This is a genomic window from Collinsella sp. TM04-29 (genome assembly GCF_003466565.1).
Taxonomy (GTDB): Bacteria; Actinomycetota; Coriobacteriia; order Coriobacteriales; family Coriobacteriaceae; genus Collinsella.
The window spans coordinates 1-18,275 of record NZ_QSPW01000006.1; the positions used below are offsets into that span (position 1 = coordinate 1).

Below are 18,275 nucleotides of genomic sequence, written 5' to 3' on the forward strand. Positions count from 1 at the left end.
CAGGTGGGCGACCGCCAGCCCCGCGGCGCGGGCGCGCCGCACGGCGAGGGACCCTATGTTGCGGAACTGGTCGACCACGACGAGCGTGCCGGCGGGCGCGGAGGAGAACAGCGCGTCGAGCTCGGCCTCCCTGTTGCGGACGGGGGCGCTGGCCAGCACCTCCCCGTCGCGGTCGACCAGGCAGGCCCAGTGCGATGACTTGCCGACGTCCAGGCCGAGCACGGTCGCGGGTCTGGTGGATGTCGCTTTCACGGTGGTATCCTTCCGGTAGTCGTTCGACCGGATGGCCTCCCCCTCGGCACTCACATTACCAGCCGCGGCGCCTGCCCGGCACTTTCCTATCAGCCGTCGGGGGCGGCGCGTCCCGCGCCGGCAGCACCCAACGGGCCCTCTCGGGGGCAGGGACGTTCGGCCGTGCGCGGGCGCCCGGTCGGCGGCCCGTTCTGGGCGCGCCTCAATCGTAGCCCGAGACGGGCCCGGGCTGACAATTTCGACTGTAATGGACGTTCTTAAACGACTAGTCATTAAAGAACGTCCCCAATGACTATTCTTTTTTGACGGTTTGCTAGAGCATAACTAACGAAATTAGTCAAGTCACGTCTGTTTAAACAAAATATCGAAGAGTAAAGCAGGTTCTTATCCGATTTAAATCGGTATTAATGAATGCTGTGCTTGTATCTGTTTTCTAAGATGGTCAAACTAATTATGTTTAGCGAGGAATAGCTGAAAACCAGCGATGTAACCAATTTGTAACAAAGCAGGACGTTTAAACAAATAATCCAACCGTTCACATTTTTTCCTATAATTTTGCCACGCTTGCGGCTATACTCTTTTTTGTCGTGTAGGAAATACGTAGACAAAAAGGAGGTTATGTGATGGTAAGTATTGTTCTTGCTAGCCATGGTGACTTGGCGGCTGGAATCAAGCAGACGGGCTCGATGGTCTTTGGCGATCAGCCGTCTGTTGCCGTGGTCTCGCTCGAGCCGAGCATGGGCCCCGACGACTTCCGTGCCAAGGTCGAGGAGGTAATCGCTTCCTTCGAGGACCAGGAGCAGGTGCTCTTCCTCGTTGATCTGTGGGGCGGCACGCCGTTCAACCAGATCAGCGGGCTCATCGAGGGCCACGATTCCTGGGCTATCGTCACCGGTGTCAACCTGCCTATGCTCATCGAGGCATATTCGCAGCGCTTTGACGCAAAGAACACTGCACATGCGATCGCAAAACATCTCGTGACTGAGGCTAAGGCCGGCGTGCGCGTCAAGCCCGAGTCTCTGGAGCCCGAGGAGAAGAAGCCGGCTGCGGCCGCCGCTGCTCCTGCGGGTGCCATTCCTCCGGGAACGGTGATCGGCGACGGGCACATCAAGATCGCCCACGTCCGTATCGACACGCGCCTGCTGCATGGTCAGGTGGCCACCACGTGGACCAAGCAGATCAACCCCAACCGCATCATCGTGGTCTCCGACGGCGTTGCTCACGACGAGCTCCGCAAGACCATGATCGAGCAGGCTGCCCCTCCGGGAGTCCACGCCAACGTCGTGCCTATCAAGAAGATGGCCGAGGTCGTCAAGGACACGCGCTTTGGCGACACCAAGGCGATGCTGCTGTTCGAGAACCCGCAGGATCTGCTCAGGGCCATCGAGGCCGGCGTCGACATCAAGGAAGCCAACATCGGTTCCATGGCCCACTCCAAGGGCAAGGTCGTCGTCACTAACGCTGTCGCTATGGGCGATGACGATGTCAAGACCATCGAGGCTCTCAAGGCCAAGGGCGTCAAGTTCGAGGTCCGCAAGGTTCCTTCGGATTCCTCCGAGGATCTCGACGCCATGTTGAAGAAAGCTAAGGCCGAACTGGCCGCTCAAGCATAGTAAAGGAGGGTCCGATACATGTCTGCAATCACTATTCTGCTTGTTGCGATTGTCGCGTTGCTTGCCGGTATGGAAGGCATTCTGGATGAGTTCCAGTTCCATCAGCCGCTCGTGGCATGCACGCTTATCGGTCTCGTAACCGGTCACCTTCAGGAGGGCATCCTCCTGGGCGGTTCGCTCCAGATGATGGCCCTTGGCTGGGCTAACGTCGGCGCCGCCGTCGCGCCTGACGCCGCTCTGGCCTCGGTCGCTTCTTCGATCATCATGGTGCTCGCCCTCAACGGTGGCGCCACCGATTCGGCCAAGGCCGTTACCGCCGCCATCGCCGTCGCCGTCCCGCTGTCGGTCGCTGGTCTGTTCCTGACCATGATCTGCCGTACCCTGGCTACCGCTATGGTTCACGGCATGGACGCCTGCGCCGAGAAGGGCGACTTCGCCGGCATCGAGCGTTGGCAGTACGCCGGCATCCTCATGCAGGGTGTTCGTATCGCCATCCCGGCAGTACTTCTGTGCATCATCCCGGCCGAGGCTGTTACCAACGCGCTTAACGCTATGCCCGATTGGCTGTCCGGCGGCATGGCTGTCGGCGGCGGCATGGTCGCTTCCGTCGGTTACGCCATGGTCATCAACATGATGGCCACCAAGGAGACCTGGCCGTTCTTCATCCTCGGCTTTGTCCTTGCTGCCATCCCTCAGCTCACGCTGATCGCCCTTGGCCTCATCGGCATCTCCCTTGCCCTCATCTACCTTGGCCTTAAGGATCTGGCCAAGCAGGGTGGCGGCATGGGCGGTGGCTCCGGTGACCCGCTCGGCGACATTCTGAACGATTACGAGTAGGAGGGGAGTGATACATATGGCAGAGAACAAGATTCAGCTCACCAAGGCTGACCGTAAGAAGGTTTGCTTCCGTCATCAGTTCCTTCAGGGCTCGTGGAACTACGAGCGTATGCAGAACGGCGGCTGGTGCTTCGCAATGATCCCTGCGATCAAGAAGCTCTACACCAGCAAGGATGACCAGATTGCCGCTCTTAAGCGCCACCTGGAGTTCTATAACACCCACCCCTATGTTTCCGCCCCCGTCATTGGCGTTACCCTCGCCCTCGAGGAGGAGCGCGCCAACGGTGCTCCGATTGACGATGTCGCCATTCAGGGCGTCAAGGTCGGTATGATGGGCCCGCTCGCCGGCGTCGGCGACCCCGCCTTCTGGTTCACCCTTCGCCCGATTCTGGGCGCACTGGGCGCTTCCCTGGCCCTGTCCGGCAGCATCGCCGGTCCGCTGCTGTTCTTCTTCGCGTGGAACATCATCCGTTACGCTTTCCTGTGGTACACGCAGGAGTTTGGCTACAAGGTCGGCTCCTCCATCGCCAAGGACCTCTCCGGCGGTCTGATGGGCAAGGTCACCGAGGGTGCTTCCATCCTGGGTATGTTCATCATCGGCGCCCTGGTCGAGCGCTGGGTGTCCATCTCCTTCACCCCGGTCGTCTCCAAGGTCACGCAGTCTGCTGGCGCCTATATCGACTGGGCCAACCTGCCCGCCGGTTCTGAGGGCATCAAGCAGGCACTGACGATGTACAGCTCTGTCGGTGCCAACGCACTCGACCCGGTGAAGGTCACCACGCTTCAGGCCAACCTCGATCAGCTCATCCCCGGCCTTGCCGCCGTGTGCCTGACCCTTCTGGTCTGCAAGCTCCTCAAGAAGAAGGTCAGCCCGATCGTCATCATCCTGGCTCTCTTCGCCGTCGGCATCATCGGTCGCGTCTGCGGCTTCATGTAAGCACGCTTCGGCTTAAGACCGAGAGTTGCTAGGCAAGGGCTTTTGAGCCATTGAAACGGACCGCACCCGGTGGGTACACTGGATGCGGTCCGATTGTTTTTATTGGAGGGCGAGGCGCGTATGGCGCAATCTCAGAACAGCACGGTCGATTTGGCAACGCCGGCAACCTGCCTGATGGGGCTTACCAGTCACGGTAACGTGATGGTGGGCAATAAGGCGTTTGAGTACTATAACGAGCGTAATCCCGAGGATTATATCCAAATCCCGTGGGACGAGGTCGACTATATTGCCGCCGAGGTTTTGCGCGGCACCAAGAAGATTACGCGTTTTGCCATCTTTACCAAAGAGAATGGCCACTTTACGTTTTCGACGCGCAATGACAAGGAAACGCTTCGCGCGGTGCGTAAGTACATTGACGAGGACAAGCTCGTTCGTTCGCCCGACTTTATCGATGTGACGGCCAAGGGCGCCAAGAGCATCCCCTCCGTCATCAAAAGCCTCTTCCATAAAGGCGACTAGTCGCCTGGGACGTTCTTAAACGACTAGTCATTAAAGAACGTCGCAGACGACTATCTCGAAGAGTGGCTATGCGCTGCATGGTAGTGGCGCAAATCTGCTACACTAGTACATCATGCCTCCGTAGCTCAGGGGATAGAGCACCGCTCTCCTAAAGCGGGTGTCGACGGTTCGAATCCGCCCGGGGGCACCAGAAAAATCGCAGGTCAGGAGTTAATTTTGCTTCTGACCTGTTCTGGTTTTAGGGTTAAGAACTGCTTTTGTTTGTAAATCTGGTAAGTAAATAATTTAACTTACCGAGTTTTCCACTGAAAACAGGAAATCACCATTTTGGGGATAAAAAGTTTTCAACAGCCGTTAGTCGGTTCCATTTTGGTGAAGCGCTTCCTCAATTTGGGTAAAAAATTTCACCATTTTGATGATTCGGCTGCTTTGAGTTTTTGATAAAAACGCCTGTTCAGAAGCTTGCGCAATACCCATTTTGGTGAAACCAATTAATAGAGAAATATACTATAAAGATATAGGGACGGCGATGCCGTCCTCTTCGCTCGCGAAGCTCGCTGCGCGGCCACGTACCGTGTCCTTGCCGCCGACTAAGCCGTCGATAAAGATAGGGACAGCGATGCTGTCCCCCTTCGCTCGCGAAGCTCGCTGCGCGGCCACGTACCGTGTCCTTGCCGCCGGCTACGCCGCCGATTTATTCGCTCACTTCGTTCGCTGATTGATGGACTAATCCGATTTATCGCTGACACCAGTCATAAGTGCAGCAATTGATATGTTGAATCCATTGGCAATTTTAGAGAGGTTAGAAAGACTGACATTTCTTCGTCCGACCTCAATGCTCGCGTAGTAGGAACGATCCATCTCAATCAAATTGGCGAACTGCTCCTGGCTGTACCCGAGTCCAGCGCGGAGCTCTTTGCATCTCATGCCGAATGATTTCTGAAGCGTCTTCGTATCCATGACAAAAAGAGTCATGGATTGTTGTATTTATGCCAACGGACTATATACAACAATCCCTGTTAAGGCGCATAATTACCTTTATTGGAAAGAGTTCTGATGCCTAGTCGGACATGGCATGGAAAAGGAATGGAATAGCAATGACTCAGGGAAAGCACTTTGCTGCCGGTGGCGATCACTTCGCCGCACTGCCAAGCAAAAAGATTCACGCCCCGAAGGGGATCGCACGTCTGACCGTCACCGCGGCGACCATGGCCGCCATGACCGGATCGAGCCTCATCTCACCGTTCGCGGCATTCGCCCAGACAGGTGACGGGACCATGCAGCACCCCGCCGTGATGTCGCCGATCGCCGCCCACGTCGGCGCGGCATCCGGTACCGGCGCGAAATCCGCCGCACAGACCATCGCGGACCTGCAGAAGGCGGTCGACGAGGCGAAGGCGAAGGAGGACGCCGCCAAGGCATCCTACGATGAGGTCGCCGGCCCCTACAACGAGGCGGCTTCCGCCCGCGACCAGGCCAAGGCATCCTACGATTCTGCAGTCAGCGCCGGTACGGCAGCCGACCGAGCTGCAATGGTCGAGTACGCCCGTCAGGTCGCGGAGGGCAAGGACGCCGCCGATGCCGCCGGCAAGGACCTCGAGCAGGCGAAGGCGGGTCTCGCAGACGCCAAGGCGGATGCATCCGAGAAGGACGAAGCATACCAGTCCGCCATCAAGGCGGCCCAGAATGCCAAGGATGCCCTCGATAAAGCCAAGGCAGATGCCGTAAGCGCCACCCCGGAGGCAATCAGTGCCGCCGAGCAGGCCGTGCGCGACGCCGAGGCTGCCGTGGACAGGGCACAGGCCGAACTGGACAACGCCAACGCGACGCTTGCCGATGCCCAGTCCAAGCTGGTTGCGGCCCAGTCTGCAAAGGATTCCGCCGATTCCGTCCTCGCCGCAGCCCAGCAGAACAAGGACACGGCGGATGCGAAGGCCGCAGCCGCCAGCGCCGCCTACGAGAAGGCGAAAGCAGACCTCGCCGCAGCGGAGGCCGGTGCGAGCGGTCCAGAGTATGATGCGGCAAAACAGAAGGTCGCGGACGCAGAGGCAGCCCTCGCTGCCGCACGAGCGGCACAGTCCCAGTGCGAGTCCGAGCTCGAGCAGGCGCAGTCCGCTGCAGCAACGGCGCAGACCGAGCTGAATGATGCCCAGGCGTCCCTCTCCGCGAAGCAGCAGGCCGCGGCCGATGCCAAATCCGGCGTGAACGCCGCCCAGTCCGCACTCGATGCCGCGAACGCCGACCTCGATGCCGCGAAGCAGGCGAATGCCGACGCCATCTCCAAGCTGGATGCAGCGAAGCAGGCTGTCAAGGACGCTGAGTCCGCTAAGGCAGCCGCCGACGTAGAGCTCGCGAACGCCAAGGCCGCAAAGGATACCGCAGACGCCGCCGTGACCGCCGCGCAGCAGAAGGTCGACGAGGCCCAGGCGAAACTCGATTCTGCCGGCGCGCAGCTCAAGCAGGGAGCCATCGGCTTCTTCCGTGCCATGGGTGCCGATTCAGCCATCGAGATCATCCAGAACTGCACATACAAGGACTACACCGAAGTGGGGAATAGCCTCGACGCGACCAGTCTCGACAACATGCTCGCGGCAATCCCGTACATGAAGTCCATCAACGAGTATCGCAAGTCCGTCGGTCTCCCTGAGCTCCAAGTCACGTACAAGCTCATTGCGGCGGCGATTGCCAACGCGAACTATTCCGATGTCAAGTTTGGGCATTCCATGCAGTTTGATACGAGCGAAAACCTCGCGTGGAACTATGGAACCGATCCGAAACCGCAGTGGGTGGACCAAGAAAAGGCTTTCTTCGATCAGGCGGTTCAGGAGCTCTATGGCGTCACCGGGCTAATCGGTAAGGATGCCGTAGATTTCTACAAGTCGCATAGCGGGATTGAATCCTATGTCAACCAGCATTTTAAGGTTGCCGGATATCCCGCAACCGTCGGTCACTACCTGCATGTCATCAGCCCTGAAATCGGCTATATGGGCATGGCGGTCTGCAGCAAGGGAACCATGAACGGCTGGCAGACCGACAGCTTCGATACCGCAAACCTGGGCTGGGCAGGCTCCGGTTGGAACATGAACCCCATGTCCGTCGACGAGTACGAGCAGAAGCTGACCTCCTATATCAACGGCCTCAAGAACGCCAAGAGCGCGCTCGACGCAGCCAAGGCCGATCTCGCCGCCAAGCAGCAGGCAGCCACCGACGCCGTTGAAACCGTCCAGCAGAAGCAGGTCGCGGTGGATTCCGCACAGGCAGGTGTCGATGCAGCGAAGCAGGACGTCACCGATGCCCAGCGTGCCGTCGATGCCGCAAAGGCCGATCTCGCCGCCAAGCAGCAGGGCGTCACGGATGCCCGAGCTGGGTTGGATGCGGCGAAATCGAACCTCGATGCCGCCAACGCGGCAGTCGTTACGGCAAAATCAACCGTCCAGCAGAAGCAGGTCGCCTTTGATGCCGCCAACGCAGCCGTAACGACCGCACAGTCTAAGTTGGATTCCGCCAAGGCGGACACCGCTGCTAAGCAGCAGGGCGTGGACGATGCGAACGCCGACCTCGCGAAGTTCTTCCAGGACGTCGCCGACGCCAAGAAGGCGGTCGATACCGCAAAGAGCGTCCATGACGCGGCGGCAGCCGATCAGGTCGAGAAAGCGACCGTCCTCGCCGCCGCCAAGCAAAAGGTGGACGGCACCGCAAGCACCCTCGCGGATGCCCAGCGTGCCGTCGATGCCGCAAGGACCGACACTGGCGTTGCCGCCGACAAGCTTACCGGCTCCCAGACCGATCTCGAGGACGCACAGTCGAACCTCGACATCCTCACCGGTCTTGCCGCGAAGCTCGCAGAGGCACAGCAGCGCGAGCAGGATGCAGTAAAGGCCGTCAATGACACCAAGGCCGAACTCGATGCCGCGAAGGCTGACGCCGTCGCCGCCGAGTCCCTGGTCTCCGCCGCCGAGCAGGCGAAGGCGCAGGCAGACGCCAAGCTGTCGAAGCTGAACTCCATCGATGCCGGCGCGGCGATCGCTTCCGGCCATGATGTGAACGCGGATGACGCCCTCAACGCGCTTTTCGCCGCAGCAGTCGAGGCACGTGCCAAGGTCGCGCCCGCCAAGGCCATCCTGGACGAGAAGCAGGCCGCGGTGGACGAGCTCCAGCCCGGCTACGATGCGACACTCGCCGCCTACGAGCAGGCGAAGTCCGACCGCATCGCGGCGGAGCAGGAGCTTTCCGATGAGATCGAACGACAGGAGGCAGAGGAGGCCGCAAAGCAGCAGGCCGCAAAGCAGCAGGCCGCAAAGCAGCAGGCGGCATACACCCCGAAGCACCTCGCCGGCACGGATACCGCCCAGCCCGGCAGCCTCGCCCAGACCGGTGACCGCGCGGGACTCATCGGCGAGACGTTCGCCATCGGCGGTACCGTCCTCGTGGCGGCCGGCGTCTTCCTCGACCGGAAGAAGCGCCGCGAGCAGATGTAAAAGCGAGCCGGGCGTTGGATATCGGCTGGTGTCCAACGCCCGGTTTCATGGGCAGGGAGATCGGTGTGAGAACAAGGGCTATTATCGTTGCGCTTCTGGTGTGCCTTTCGGCACCTCAACTTGGATGTGCCAGCGTTGCAAAGCAAGGAAGCGGCTCTACGGAAAGGGCCGCCACAGCGGTAAAGAATAAAGACAAAAAGAAGCCAAGCGAAGAAAAGGCGACGCAAACCTCTGGAGCCAAGACCGAGGAGAAGAAAGAATCCGACGACAAGGACCAGAAGTCCGATGACTCCAAGAAGGAGGATAACAAGCCTTCCGATTCCTCGAAGTCGGACAACAAGGGCGATTCTTCCCAGTCCAAGCAGAATTCCGGCAATTCGCAGAGTTCCGGCAGCAACAATTCCTCTTCCAACGGCGGCAGCCAGAAGAAGTGGGTTGCCGAGCAGGGCCACTGGGAGACAGACTATGGACAGGTTTGGGTTTCCAACTGGGTTTACACGACACACCCCCGCTATTGGGTAAACCACGGTGGTACTACGGTAGGGCCCTTCGATTCATCCGATGCCGCCTATGCTTGGATTATTAACGATGGCGAAAACGGCGGCATCGGCGGATCTGTCGTAAACGACTCCTATGAAACGAAAGAGGATCAGGGACATTATGAACAGCAGGCTACGGGACAGCATTGGGTTGTCGACGTCGCCGGCCACTGGGGGTAATGTACATCGTTCCTCTCCTCTTACATTCGGTAAATGTTTATTTATTTGTGGGCGGCCGGTTCGGCCGCCTTTTTTAGACGCCCAGTCTGGGAGCAAACGATAGGAAAGCAATCAAACGAGAGACCGTTCCAAAAGAATCCGGCGGTGCCGGATGCTTCGGGCAAAACCTTCCGCAAATCGGTAAGGTCTTCCATCAACTTGCTCCAGCCCTCGCCCGGATTCCGCTGCGCGGTAATGCAAACACTCGGCATCCCTCGCATTCGCATTACCGCTCCGCTCTCGCTACAGCGAATCTCTAACACTCAGCATCCTTCGCGTTAAAAATTCGCTTCCGCTCACGGTCTTCGCTGACACTACGACACCGCGAAGCCTTTCGCTCGAAACGAGGCCTCTCATTTCGTGTCTACGCTACGCTCCGCCCAATCGCCGTAGCAGGCGATTGCAAGATGACTGTGGGTGGTGTTTTTGTGGGTCCATCCGGACCCCAAAAACACCACGCCACAGACCTTGCTTATCGCCTGCTACGGCGATAAGGTTGTTGTGAAGTTGAAACTTCGCGATAAAGAATCGCGAAGTCGATTCTTCATTTTTGGAACGACGCCAGCCGTTCCTCATCAAAAGGAAAGCGAATCGCATAGCAGGTTTTGATCGGAGGCCTCTCCGATCGCTGATTCGTTTTCCGAGGAGGAATCATGAGCAGGCTCCGCCCACACACCGTCAAGGCGTCTCTTTCAAATGACGAGAAGAAAGCCATCGCTGCAATCGCAAAGCGACATGAGATGAGCGAGGCGGAACTCATCCGCTTCGTTTTGTGCAATGCCGACGATCTCGATATCGATTTTGGTTTTTCGGAAATCGCTGACCAGAAATTCCGAACCGATGACATTCACGTCCGGGTCTCGCCGGAAGAAAAAAAGAAAATTGAAAGCAATGCTGATTCCCTTGATATGACTGTCAGTTCGTACGCACGTCGCGTACTGCTCAAAGGGAATGTTAAGAAAATCGATGTCGATCGGGCGTCGATCGACAAGATCTATCACGAGCTTTTGAAGGAAGGAACAAACCTCAATCAGCTGATGTACTTCGTGAACGCCCAGGGGCTTCCTGCGTACAACGAGAAAGCTGTTTTCCGCACACTCGAAAAGGTTTACCAAGTTGGGCGTAAGCTAGACCGTTTCATCGACGAGCTCGAGAAGCGCTATTTCGTCGGTGGTGATGTGAAATGACGGTTATCAAACAGAAAAGCGTTTCGAGCGACCGCTACGCAAAGAACGTCCGTAAATACATCAACGGAAAAGATGCGCTTGCGCGTGGCGGCTGGAACATCGAATACAGCGATCGCTGGTTTTCGAAAATGGATAGAACCAGAAAGGTTTTCCATCACGACAAACCATCGAGAGCCGGAGCCAAAAACGTAATCCTGCTTCATCAGATCCTCGCGTTCCTTCCGGAAGAATGCTCATGCAACGGGGGCAAGATGACCCCCGATGCATGTTTGGCCTACGCGGAGCAATGGCTTGCGAAGCACTATCTGCATCAACAAGTGATTCTCGCGCTGCACGAAGAAAGCGATAAGGCGGGAAAACGCTACGCAGTGCACATGGCGATCAACCGTACCGATTTGTTAACCGGCAAGCGTTGCGAGACGGGCGGGCGGCATGGAAAGTACGAACGCGCCTCATGGGTCCGCGAACTCGATAAGGACTGGAATCTCGCCCAGCTCGAAAAGGGAAAGAAGAATTCGAAGATTCGCGATCGCCAGCCGCGCGACACAGAAAAGGAGATTATCGGTCGCGGTGAGTACAGTTATAAAAACAATCTGCGCGAGTTGATCCATCTTGCAATCAACGAAGGTCATCCGAAGAATATGGAGCAGTTTAAAAAGTTACTTGCCTCATGGGGCGTAGACATTTTCATTAAGAACAATCGAGTCTATGCGACAGATCTCGATATCAAGGAGGCCGGCAACCCGAAGTGCACTTTCAACCTGACTCGTCTTGACGGGAGGTTTGCGGTCAAGCAACTTGAGTCGGCCTTCAAAAATAACGTGCTGGAGGCCGAGCGAGCCCTTCCTTATGAGAGGCGTTGCGAGATTTACATTCAACGGCTTAAGAAGGCGTATTCGGCGTGGGTCGAGCAGGCAAAGGCGAGCAAGGGCGTCGCCTACAATCTCTTTCCTAAGTTCATCGCACCGAAGTGCGATGAAGATCTGCTCGAGGATCCGGCGGTTCGTGATGAGCTTCTTGCCCGGCGCGGTTACGCAAGGGAGATTCGCAACCGTTACGCCGGCGCCGTTCCCGATGCTGGCGATGACCGCGTTCGAGCCGCAGGACGAGCCCATGGTGGCAACGGCGACATCTCGCCGCAGGTCGATCGCGCGGTCGACCGAGGCGATTACGATCGCGGAGACACGCCTCGCTAGTTTTGGAAAGCCTATCGTCGGTGCCCTAGCGCGCTGCCATCCAGTGCCGATTCTTTCATACTCGCAATTCGGCGAGGATGAGGAGTATGAATTGATCGGCGGGAGTCAGCCGCTCTGATAGAATCGTCCTTGCTGTCGGCAGCACTCGTGCCGGGCAGAGCCCTCCATTTGATGGGAGGTGATGCCCATGACCGATTTCACCGAGCTCGTGAAGCTCCTGACCGCTATGGTCTCGCTCCTCACGGCCCTTGTCGGCCTTTCCAAGGCACTCAAGCAGGGTTCGAAGCCCAAAAAGAAAGGCCACCGTCGCTAAGACGATGACCCAACTTCATTAAGCAACGGCTCTGCCCAGCTCTCTACAACTTGGGCTGCCGTCGGCACCATTTTACCCTCCTGACGAGGAATTCGTCCATATTTCAAAAATCAAATCCTGTTCGCGCGTGGGCGTAAACTTATAGTTGGGCAAATCCGGCAGATTGGAGCTTGAAACATGAGGGATATGCACCTCATGTCGCTCATAAAACGTCTCCTGACCTCGAGGGAGAACGTTTTTTAGCGACAGAAGGAGACATAAATATGATCTGGTTTACCAGCGACACCCACTTCGGGCATGAGAACGTGCTGAAGTTCACCGGCCGCCCGTGGGAGACGATTTGGCAGATGAACGACGCCATCGTCGACGGCATCAACGGCAGGATTGCCGTGGACGACGAGCTCTACATCCTGGGGGATTTCTCATTCAAGATGACCGCCCAGGACGCCTACGGGCTGCGCAAGCGGATCGCCTGCAGGCGCATCCACCTCGTCCCGGGAAACCACGACAAGGACTGGACCCAGCCGGCGGTCGCGGGCGCCTTCACCGTGGAGCCGCCGATCTGCGTGCTCAAGATCGACGGGCAGAAGATCGTCCTGAGCCATTACCCCATGGCCGACTGGCAGGGCATGAACCATGGATCGTGGCACCTCCACGGGCACATCCACAGCAGCGGCGGCGCGTACAACGAGTTCAACCGCAAGCAGGGCCTTCTGCGCTACGACGTCGGTTGCGATGCCAACGGGCACTCCCCGGTGAGCCTCGACGAGCTGAGGGAATGGTTCGCCGGGGTCGACGAGCCGTGCGGCCGGGTGAAATGGCCCTGGTGGGTCAACGAGACCGGCGACAGGCAGGTCGAGCGCGAGCTGGCGGCGTACAAGAGGGAAGAGGCGATCCGATGACGGTCTATGTGACGGGCGACATCCACAGTGGACTCGACATGCAAAAGCTCCGCGACTGGGAGCTTGGCGACAGCCTTACCAGCAATGACTATCTCATCGTCGCCGGCGACTTTGGCTTTCCGTGGGATTTCTCTGCCGAGGAATGCGCCGATATCGCCTGGCTGGAGTCGCGCCCCTACACGGTGCTGTTCGTCGACGGCAACCACGAGCGCTTCGATCACTGGGCGGAGCGACCCATGGAACTGTGGCACGGTGGGCTGACGCAACGCCTGTCGGATACTTCGTCTATCCGCCGCCTCATGCGCGGGGAGGTCTTCGAGCTCGACGGCTCGACGGTCTTCACCATGGGCGGTGCCACGAGCGTGGACAGGGAATACCGCGTGCCGTATTCCAGCTGGTGGCCTCAGGAGCTTCCGGACGAGCGCGAATTCGATGCCGCGCGGTCCAAGCTCGACGAGGTCGGCTGGAAGGTCGACTGCGTCATCACCCATACCTGCGCCACGCGCATGCTCTCGCCGACGCTCTACCCGGACCCGGGCTGGGAACGCCCTGATGTGGACCGGCTGACCGGATTCCTCGACGAGATCGAGGATCGCCTGGACTATAAGCACTGGTATTACGGCCATTTTCACCGAGACGGCAACCCGGACGAACGGCACACGGTGCTGTATGACCGGATCGTGAGGCTCGGGGACAAACTCCTGCCGTGGGGTGCGTACTGATGACGGTCTATGTGACAGGCGACGTGCACGGCAGGGCCGAGTACGGGTCCAGCCGGTTTGCATTCAAAAATTGGCCGCTGGGCCGGACCCTGACGCGCGATGACGCGGTGATCGTGGCCGGCGACTTCGGCTTTGTCTGGGATGGCTCGAATGCTGAGAGGTATTGGCTCGACTGGTTCGAGTCGAAGCCCTGGACCACGTGTTTCGTAGACGGCAACCATGAGAACCACCACGCCCTGGCCGGGCTGCCGGTGCGGGAGTGGAACGGCGGGCTCGTCCATGAGGCACGACCGCACGTGCTGCACCTGATGCGCGGAGAGGTGTTCGATATCGACGGGCTCACAGTCCTTGCCATGGGCGGCGCCGCGAGCAACGACAGGCAGTATCGCAAGGAGGGGAGGAGCTGGTGGCCCGAGGAGATGCCGAGCGAGAAAGAGACGGAACACTGCCGCTCCTCGCTCGACCGCGTGGGCTGGAAGGTCGACTACGTTGTGACTCACGAGGCTCCGGCTGCCCTTGCTGAGGGGCTGTGTCGCGAACGCGGACGTGAGTACCGCGGGGATCCGCTGCAAACCTTCCTGGGTGAGCTCGACGGACGGCTCGGCTACCGCGTCTGGTTCTTCGGTCACTACCATCGCGATAAATGGTGCGACACCAGGCATCGCCTTATCTACCGAGACATCGTGCCGATCGAAGATGCTGCGCCCGGTTCTAGAAACCTTCTAAAAGCGCTCTAGAAGGTTTCTAGAAATCAGTTACCTGACAGGAAGGGCGCGGGACTACTCGCCCCTCATCTTGGTCATGACCTCGACCTTGGCCTCGGCCACGGTCGCCCGCCGCTCGGAGGCGGCGAGGCGGTCCTTGAGGGCGGCGACTTCGGCCATCAGGTCGCGCTGGGCCAGTAGCGCATCGCTCAGCTCGGCTTGGGCTTTCAACGCGGCGTCACGCTCGACGCGCAGACGCTCGATCTCATCGGACATGGCCTCAGCCTCGGCGTGGAGCTGGACGACCTGCCTGCTGAGCTCCCTGGCATCGGCGAGGTATCTGACGCTCGCGGCATGGAGCTCATTGTTTTCGAGCTCGATGCTCGCGGTGTCGAGCTCGAACTTCTCCTCGATAAAGGCGACCCGCTCATTGCAGTCGGCCTCAAGTCTTTCGTTCCGGTCTCTCGCCTCGACGAGCTTGCGGTTGAATTCGTCGAGCTGGGCCCTGAGTAACGCGTTCTCGGTCTTGAGATCGGCGGTCTCGCGCAGCAGCTTCTCTCGCCAAGCCTTTTCAATCTGCTCGGCGGCCTCATCGAGGACGTCCTTCGCGCCGGGCGTCTCGCTGATTTTTCTGTCGTTCGGGTTGTCTGTCATCGTGCGGCACTCCAATCAACAATGGGCATGGCTCCGCCATGCCGTACGGCTGGGAACAAATACGCGGCCGCTGTTGAGTTGTGTTTGTCCTGCGCTTGGTGAGTTCTAAAGGCGTCTCAAGTCATACGTTCACGCAGGTTTTCGATTGGAGAAATACCGCACGTTTTCATGGTATCACGTGCCTTAAAGAACATGAATGGGCGGTCATATCGATTCGTTGAAAATAGCACCTACGACGTGCTGGTGGCGGGAGAGTGATGGCGTTAAAGATGTCGAGAATGATTATGGGAGTATTTTAGATGCAGGTATGAGAAAGGGTCGAATCGAAGTGTCTGGCCGGACGCCAATTGTCCGGGAACTGTTTCGGTTCGACCCTGCTTCATTTTACATCCGCGGCATGTTTTTGTAGACGCCTGGCGATTACCGACCTTCACGACCTCGATGACGGTTTCCCCGTCCTCGATTCTTGCCAGATTGCGGTAGACATGCTGCGTGAATGGTCGGATATCATTTGAGCCAGAATCCTCTTCTATTGAAGCGGATTCTGGCTCAGTGGTTTTTAACTCGGTTGTTTGACAGAAGCCCACGTCGATAGTCGGGCTGTGGACTTAAGATTTCGGGGGCTCCCAAGCGTTTTCGATCGCGGCGCGGTAGATTGCAGCGTAATTAAGCATCCAGCTGCCATCACCAGTTTTTTGAATATACCCCTTATCCTTTAGAGAAGTATAGGCTCGGGATATCGTGTTCTTGCTCAAGTGGTAGTGATCCTCAATCCATTTGCTTCTAGCGCAAAAGCCCATGGGCCGTTTGTTTTTGGAAGGTTTTCCAAACTTCCATACGAGGCCGAGGATGAGACGCTCGGCGGCAACGGTGGTGACGCAGCACGCCCACTCGGGCACTGAAATAAAAATAGCTTTATCCATTTTCTCTATAATCTTTCGTTGCTCGGTAACATCATCGTTGAATATGTCGGAAATTGACGGTAGCTCGCTCATGTTTACCGCCTAGTCAAGGTGGGCGGTACGACCTTCAAGCTGCTTGAAAAGCTCATAGAATGAGCTTTCAAACATGTAATTCGAGCGATGGATTTGGATGAGCTTGCCGGACTCGCGCATAAACTTGCGCGCGGTGTTTTCGCTCCAGCCAGTGAGTTCGCGGATATCGTTAACGCGGAGCAACCGATCGCACTGAGCGGCACCAGTGGGGAAAGTCGGTGTGGACGCCTGAGTGCTAATCTGTGGAGTAGCCATGATGAGCTATCCTTTCAATGAGGGCCCTCCCTGTGCTTGTAAGACTTACCAGGTTCATAAGCACTTGGGGGGCCGGTTTTTATGACTACATGCGTAGCCATCTGACAGCTTTAGAATCTATTAAAACTCATTAGATGTCAATCAAATAAAGCGTCTACCTGCGGAAATAGTAGTATAGTACCGTAATATTATTGATGAAACGATGAATGAATGACATGCTATTTCTCGCTTTTCTGTATATAGGCGTTGATGAAGTCTTCGTAGCCTTTAACTGCTTTTATTTCTGATTGTTGAACGAGGCTTGTATACGTTTTGAGCGTGATATTGGGGTCCGCGTGGCCAAGAATACCTTGCACGCTTCTAACGTCCGATCCGTTCGCCAGCATAAAAGTGCTTACACAATGCCTGAGCTGATGCGGGCAGATGCCCTTATATAGTTTTCCGCCAGTCGAATTGTTCGGCTCATAGATTCCAAGATTGCAGCTAACTGCGAAATCGCGAAACCAATGGTTGAAGATGTAGTTTTTCATGTGACAGACAGTAGGGACCCCCTGCTTGACAGCAATATCGCTAATGATGGGAGTGCTGCCAGTCTGGGACAGCCCCAGAGAGGCCAGGAGCTCTTTTTGTATGGCTGACCATGATTGAAGGCGTTCGGCCAAGGTTTCTCCAACGGGGATTTTGCGTTGGCTTTCTTGTGACTTGGGTGCCCTCAGTTCATGGTCGTTGGTGTACTGCCTGTCAATTTTCAAGGTTTTATTGGCAGGGTCCCAATCGCGCCATTCGAGGCCCAGCATCTCGCCTTTCCGCATACCCGTATACACTAGTACTAGCGTACCAACAGCTTCGGCGGTGAGCTCAATGTGTTGAAGATGTGTGCATAGGGTAGCTACTTGGTCGATTGTCAGTGATTCTCTTTTGTTGCGTGGTCTGCGAACATGAACGGTAGCGCAGGGGTTTCGGTCAATTATTCTCTTTGCGACTGCATTCGACAGAATCTGACGCAGTTTTGAATTGATTCGTACAAGCTCTGATGGTTTGTATTTTCCCGTACGACGAGCTTCGGCATATGCTTCTTCGATTAGATCGGGGGTTAGCCCCTCAATTGTCTGAAACGCACCGAATAGGTCTTCGATATGCCTGCAATCGTACGCTTCTCTTTCATAGCTCGTTGGCACAAGCTCGGTGTCCCTATTTTCATGAAAGGCCCAGCAGTAGGACGCAAGCAAAGTGGGCTTTTTAGTTTTAGTGATCGTGCCAGAGGAGTTGATTTCAGCCAGCTTGGCCTGCATTGCAGCCTTAGCTTCTGTTTTAGTCTTGCAACGAACCGTATAAGTTGGGGATCGTTTGTAGCGCCCTGTCTTCGGGTCCTTGACTCCAAGGGAAAAATAATAGCGATAGGTGTTAGGTGATCTCTTGTCTTTCCAACACGTGCCTCTTCCGCTAATTAGTGGCTGTTCTGACATCTTTGCACTCCGTTTCTTTGAATAGTTTTCAACAATTCATTGAGTGCAGTTTAGCTAAAGCCGTTAGTAATATGTTTGTAAAAGCATAGGCGCAGCTACCGGAGGCAAAAGACACAAACTGCTATGTTTATCTGCGGTTATATGATGTTCAATGATGCTTGATGAATGGTAGGGGGTAGCATTAAATCATATCTCCTAAAGCGGGTGTCGACGGTTCGAATCCGCCCGGGGGCACCAGAGGAATATCGAGCCCGGTACCGCTACGGTGCCGGGCTCTTCTGGTCTAAGGGCAGGATTCGGACCGTCGACACCCGCGTCACTCATTTCCCCGCGGGGGGAGTTTTCGAATCCGCCCGGGGGCACCAGGGGAATATCGAGCCCGGTACCGCTACGGTGCCGGGCTCTTCTGGTTCATGTCATGTCAAAAACGAAGCGCCCGCTTGCTGGGGAAGCAAGCGGGCGCCTGTGAGCGAATATGTTTGCGGCG

Annotated in this window: 18 protein-coding genes and 1 tRNA gene; 13 read left to right on the plus strand and 6 right to left on the minus strand. The window is 57.1% G+C overall.

The genetic code is table 11. The annotated features are described in order from the left end of the window. Nucleotides 1-252, minus strand: a 252-nt coding sequence (locus DXD39_RS09205) for a transposase (protein WP_147347921.1), incomplete at its 3' end; no start/stop codon positions are given. A 623-nt stretch (nucleotides 253-875) separates the two neighbouring features. On the opposite strand from DXD39_RS09205, the gene DXD39_RS09210 reads away from it, so the two are divergent. The 5 genes from DXD39_RS09210 (at nucleotide 876) to DXD39_RS09230 (ending at nucleotide 4,348) form a co-directional block, all read left to right on the plus strand. Then, entirely contained in the window at nucleotides 876-1,865 is a 990-nt protein-coding gene (locus DXD39_RS09210; protein WP_117803891.1) for a PTS sugar transporter subunit IIB, read from the plus strand. A gap of 18 nt (nucleotides 1,866-1,883) precedes the next feature. Then, nucleotides 1,884-2,702: a PTS mannose/fructose/sorbose transporter subunit IIC gene (locus tag DXD39_RS09215; protein WP_089573274.1), complete on the plus strand. Its 819-nt coding sequence runs from the start codon at nucleotides 1,884-1,886 to the stop codon at nucleotides 2,700-2,702. Nucleotides 2,703-2,718: 16 nt separating this feature from the next. Beyond that, complete coding sequence (locus tag DXD39_RS09220) at nucleotides 2,719-3,639, plus strand: PTS system mannose/fructose/sorbose family transporter subunit IID (protein WP_117564942.1); 921 nt, start codon at nucleotides 2,719-2,721, stop codon at nucleotides 3,637-3,639. 120 nt (nucleotides 3,640-3,759) lie between these two features. Next, nucleotides 3,760-4,158, plus strand: coding sequence for a DUF956 family protein (locus DXD39_RS09225; protein ID WP_117736764.1), 399 nt, complete (start codon nucleotides 3,760-3,762; stop codon nucleotides 4,156-4,158). Between the two features lie 114 nt (nucleotides 4,159-4,272). Then, a tRNA-Arg gene (locus tag DXD39_RS09230) sits at nucleotides 4,273-4,348 on the plus strand. A gap of 536 nt (nucleotides 4,349-4,884) precedes the next feature. On the opposite strand, the gene DXD39_RS09235 is transcribed toward DXD39_RS09230, so the two are convergent. After that, nucleotides 4,885-5,118, minus strand: a complete 234-nt coding sequence (locus DXD39_RS09235) for a helix-turn-helix domain-containing protein (protein ID WP_233541163.1) — start codon at nucleotides 5,116-5,118, stop codon at nucleotides 4,885-4,887. A gap of 137 nt (nucleotides 5,119-5,255) precedes the next feature. Between DXD39_RS09235 and DXD39_RS09240 the strand changes: the two genes are divergently transcribed. From DXD39_RS09240 to DXD39_RS09275, 8 genes are all read left to right on the plus strand, one after another. Further along, nucleotides 5,256-8,636: a CAP domain-containing protein gene (locus tag DXD39_RS09240; RefSeq protein ID WP_117803892.1), complete on the plus strand. Its 3,381-nt coding sequence runs from the start codon at nucleotides 5,256-5,258 to the stop codon at nucleotides 8,634-8,636. Between the two features lie 47 nt (nucleotides 8,637-8,683). Beyond that, nucleotides 8,684-9,355, plus strand: coding sequence for a hypothetical protein (locus DXD39_RS09245; RefSeq protein WP_233541164.1), 672 nt, complete (start codon nucleotides 8,684-8,686; stop codon nucleotides 9,353-9,355). Nucleotides 9,356-10,047: 692 nt separating this feature from the next. Further along, nucleotides 10,048-10,581, plus strand: a complete 534-nt coding sequence (locus DXD39_RS09255) for a hypothetical protein (RefSeq protein WP_117803894.1) — start codon at nucleotides 10,048-10,050, stop codon at nucleotides 10,579-10,581. Continuing rightward, nucleotides 10,578-11,777: a relaxase/mobilization nuclease domain-containing protein gene (locus DXD39_RS09260; RefSeq protein WP_117803895.1), complete on the plus strand. Its 1,200-nt coding sequence runs from the start codon at nucleotides 10,578-10,580 to the stop codon at nucleotides 11,775-11,777. The genes DXD39_RS09255 and DXD39_RS09260 overlap by 4 nt, the downstream gene beginning before the upstream one ends. 187 nt (nucleotides 11,778-11,964) lie before the next feature. Then, nucleotides 11,965-12,090: a hypothetical protein gene (locus DXD39_RS10375; RefSeq protein ID WP_255413117.1), complete on the plus strand. Its 126-nt coding sequence runs from the start codon at nucleotides 11,965-11,967 to the stop codon at nucleotides 12,088-12,090. A gap of 263 nt (nucleotides 12,091-12,353) precedes the next feature. Next, on the plus strand, nucleotides 12,354-12,992 hold the full coding sequence (locus DXD39_RS09265; protein WP_117803896.1) for a hypothetical protein: 639 nt from the start codon (nucleotides 12,354-12,356) through the stop codon (nucleotides 12,990-12,992). Further along, complete coding sequence (locus DXD39_RS09270; protein WP_117803897.1) at nucleotides 12,989-13,714, plus strand: metallophosphoesterase; 726 nt, start codon at nucleotides 12,989-12,991, stop codon at nucleotides 13,712-13,714. Before DXD39_RS09265 ends, DXD39_RS09270 begins: the two co-directional genes overlap by 4 nt. Further along, nucleotides 13,714-14,451: a metallophosphoesterase gene (locus tag DXD39_RS09275; RefSeq protein WP_117778757.1), complete on the plus strand. Its 738-nt coding sequence runs from the start codon at nucleotides 13,714-13,716 to the stop codon at nucleotides 14,449-14,451. Before DXD39_RS09270 ends, DXD39_RS09275 begins: the two co-directional genes overlap by 1 nt. Nucleotides 14,452-14,493: 42 nt before the next feature. Here the strand turns inward: DXD39_RS09275 and DXD39_RS09280 are convergent, their stop codons facing one another. From DXD39_RS09280 to xerC, 4 genes are all read right to left on the minus strand, one after another. Next, on the minus strand, nucleotides 14,494-15,072 hold the full coding sequence (locus DXD39_RS09280; RefSeq protein WP_117629693.1) for a hypothetical protein: 579 nt from the start codon (nucleotides 15,070-15,072) through the stop codon (nucleotides 14,494-14,496). 608 nt (nucleotides 15,073-15,680) lie between these two features. After that, entirely contained in the window at nucleotides 15,681-16,067 is a 387-nt protein-coding gene (locus DXD39_RS09290; protein ID WP_117629695.1) for a hypothetical protein, read from the minus strand. A 9-nt stretch (nucleotides 16,068-16,076) separates the two neighbouring features. Further along, nucleotides 16,077-16,322, minus strand: coding sequence for a hypothetical protein (locus tag DXD39_RS09295; RefSeq protein WP_117629696.1), 246 nt, complete (start codon nucleotides 16,320-16,322; stop codon nucleotides 16,077-16,079). Nucleotides 16,323-16,540: 218 nt separating this feature from the next. Further along, nucleotides 16,541-17,788 (minus strand): tyrosine recombinase XerC, encoded by a 1,248-nt coding sequence (xerC, locus tag DXD39_RS09300; RefSeq protein WP_117629697.1) that lies wholly within the window; start codon nucleotides 17,786-17,788, stop codon nucleotides 16,541-16,543. Between the last annotated feature and the right edge of the window lie 487 nt (nucleotides 17,789-18,275).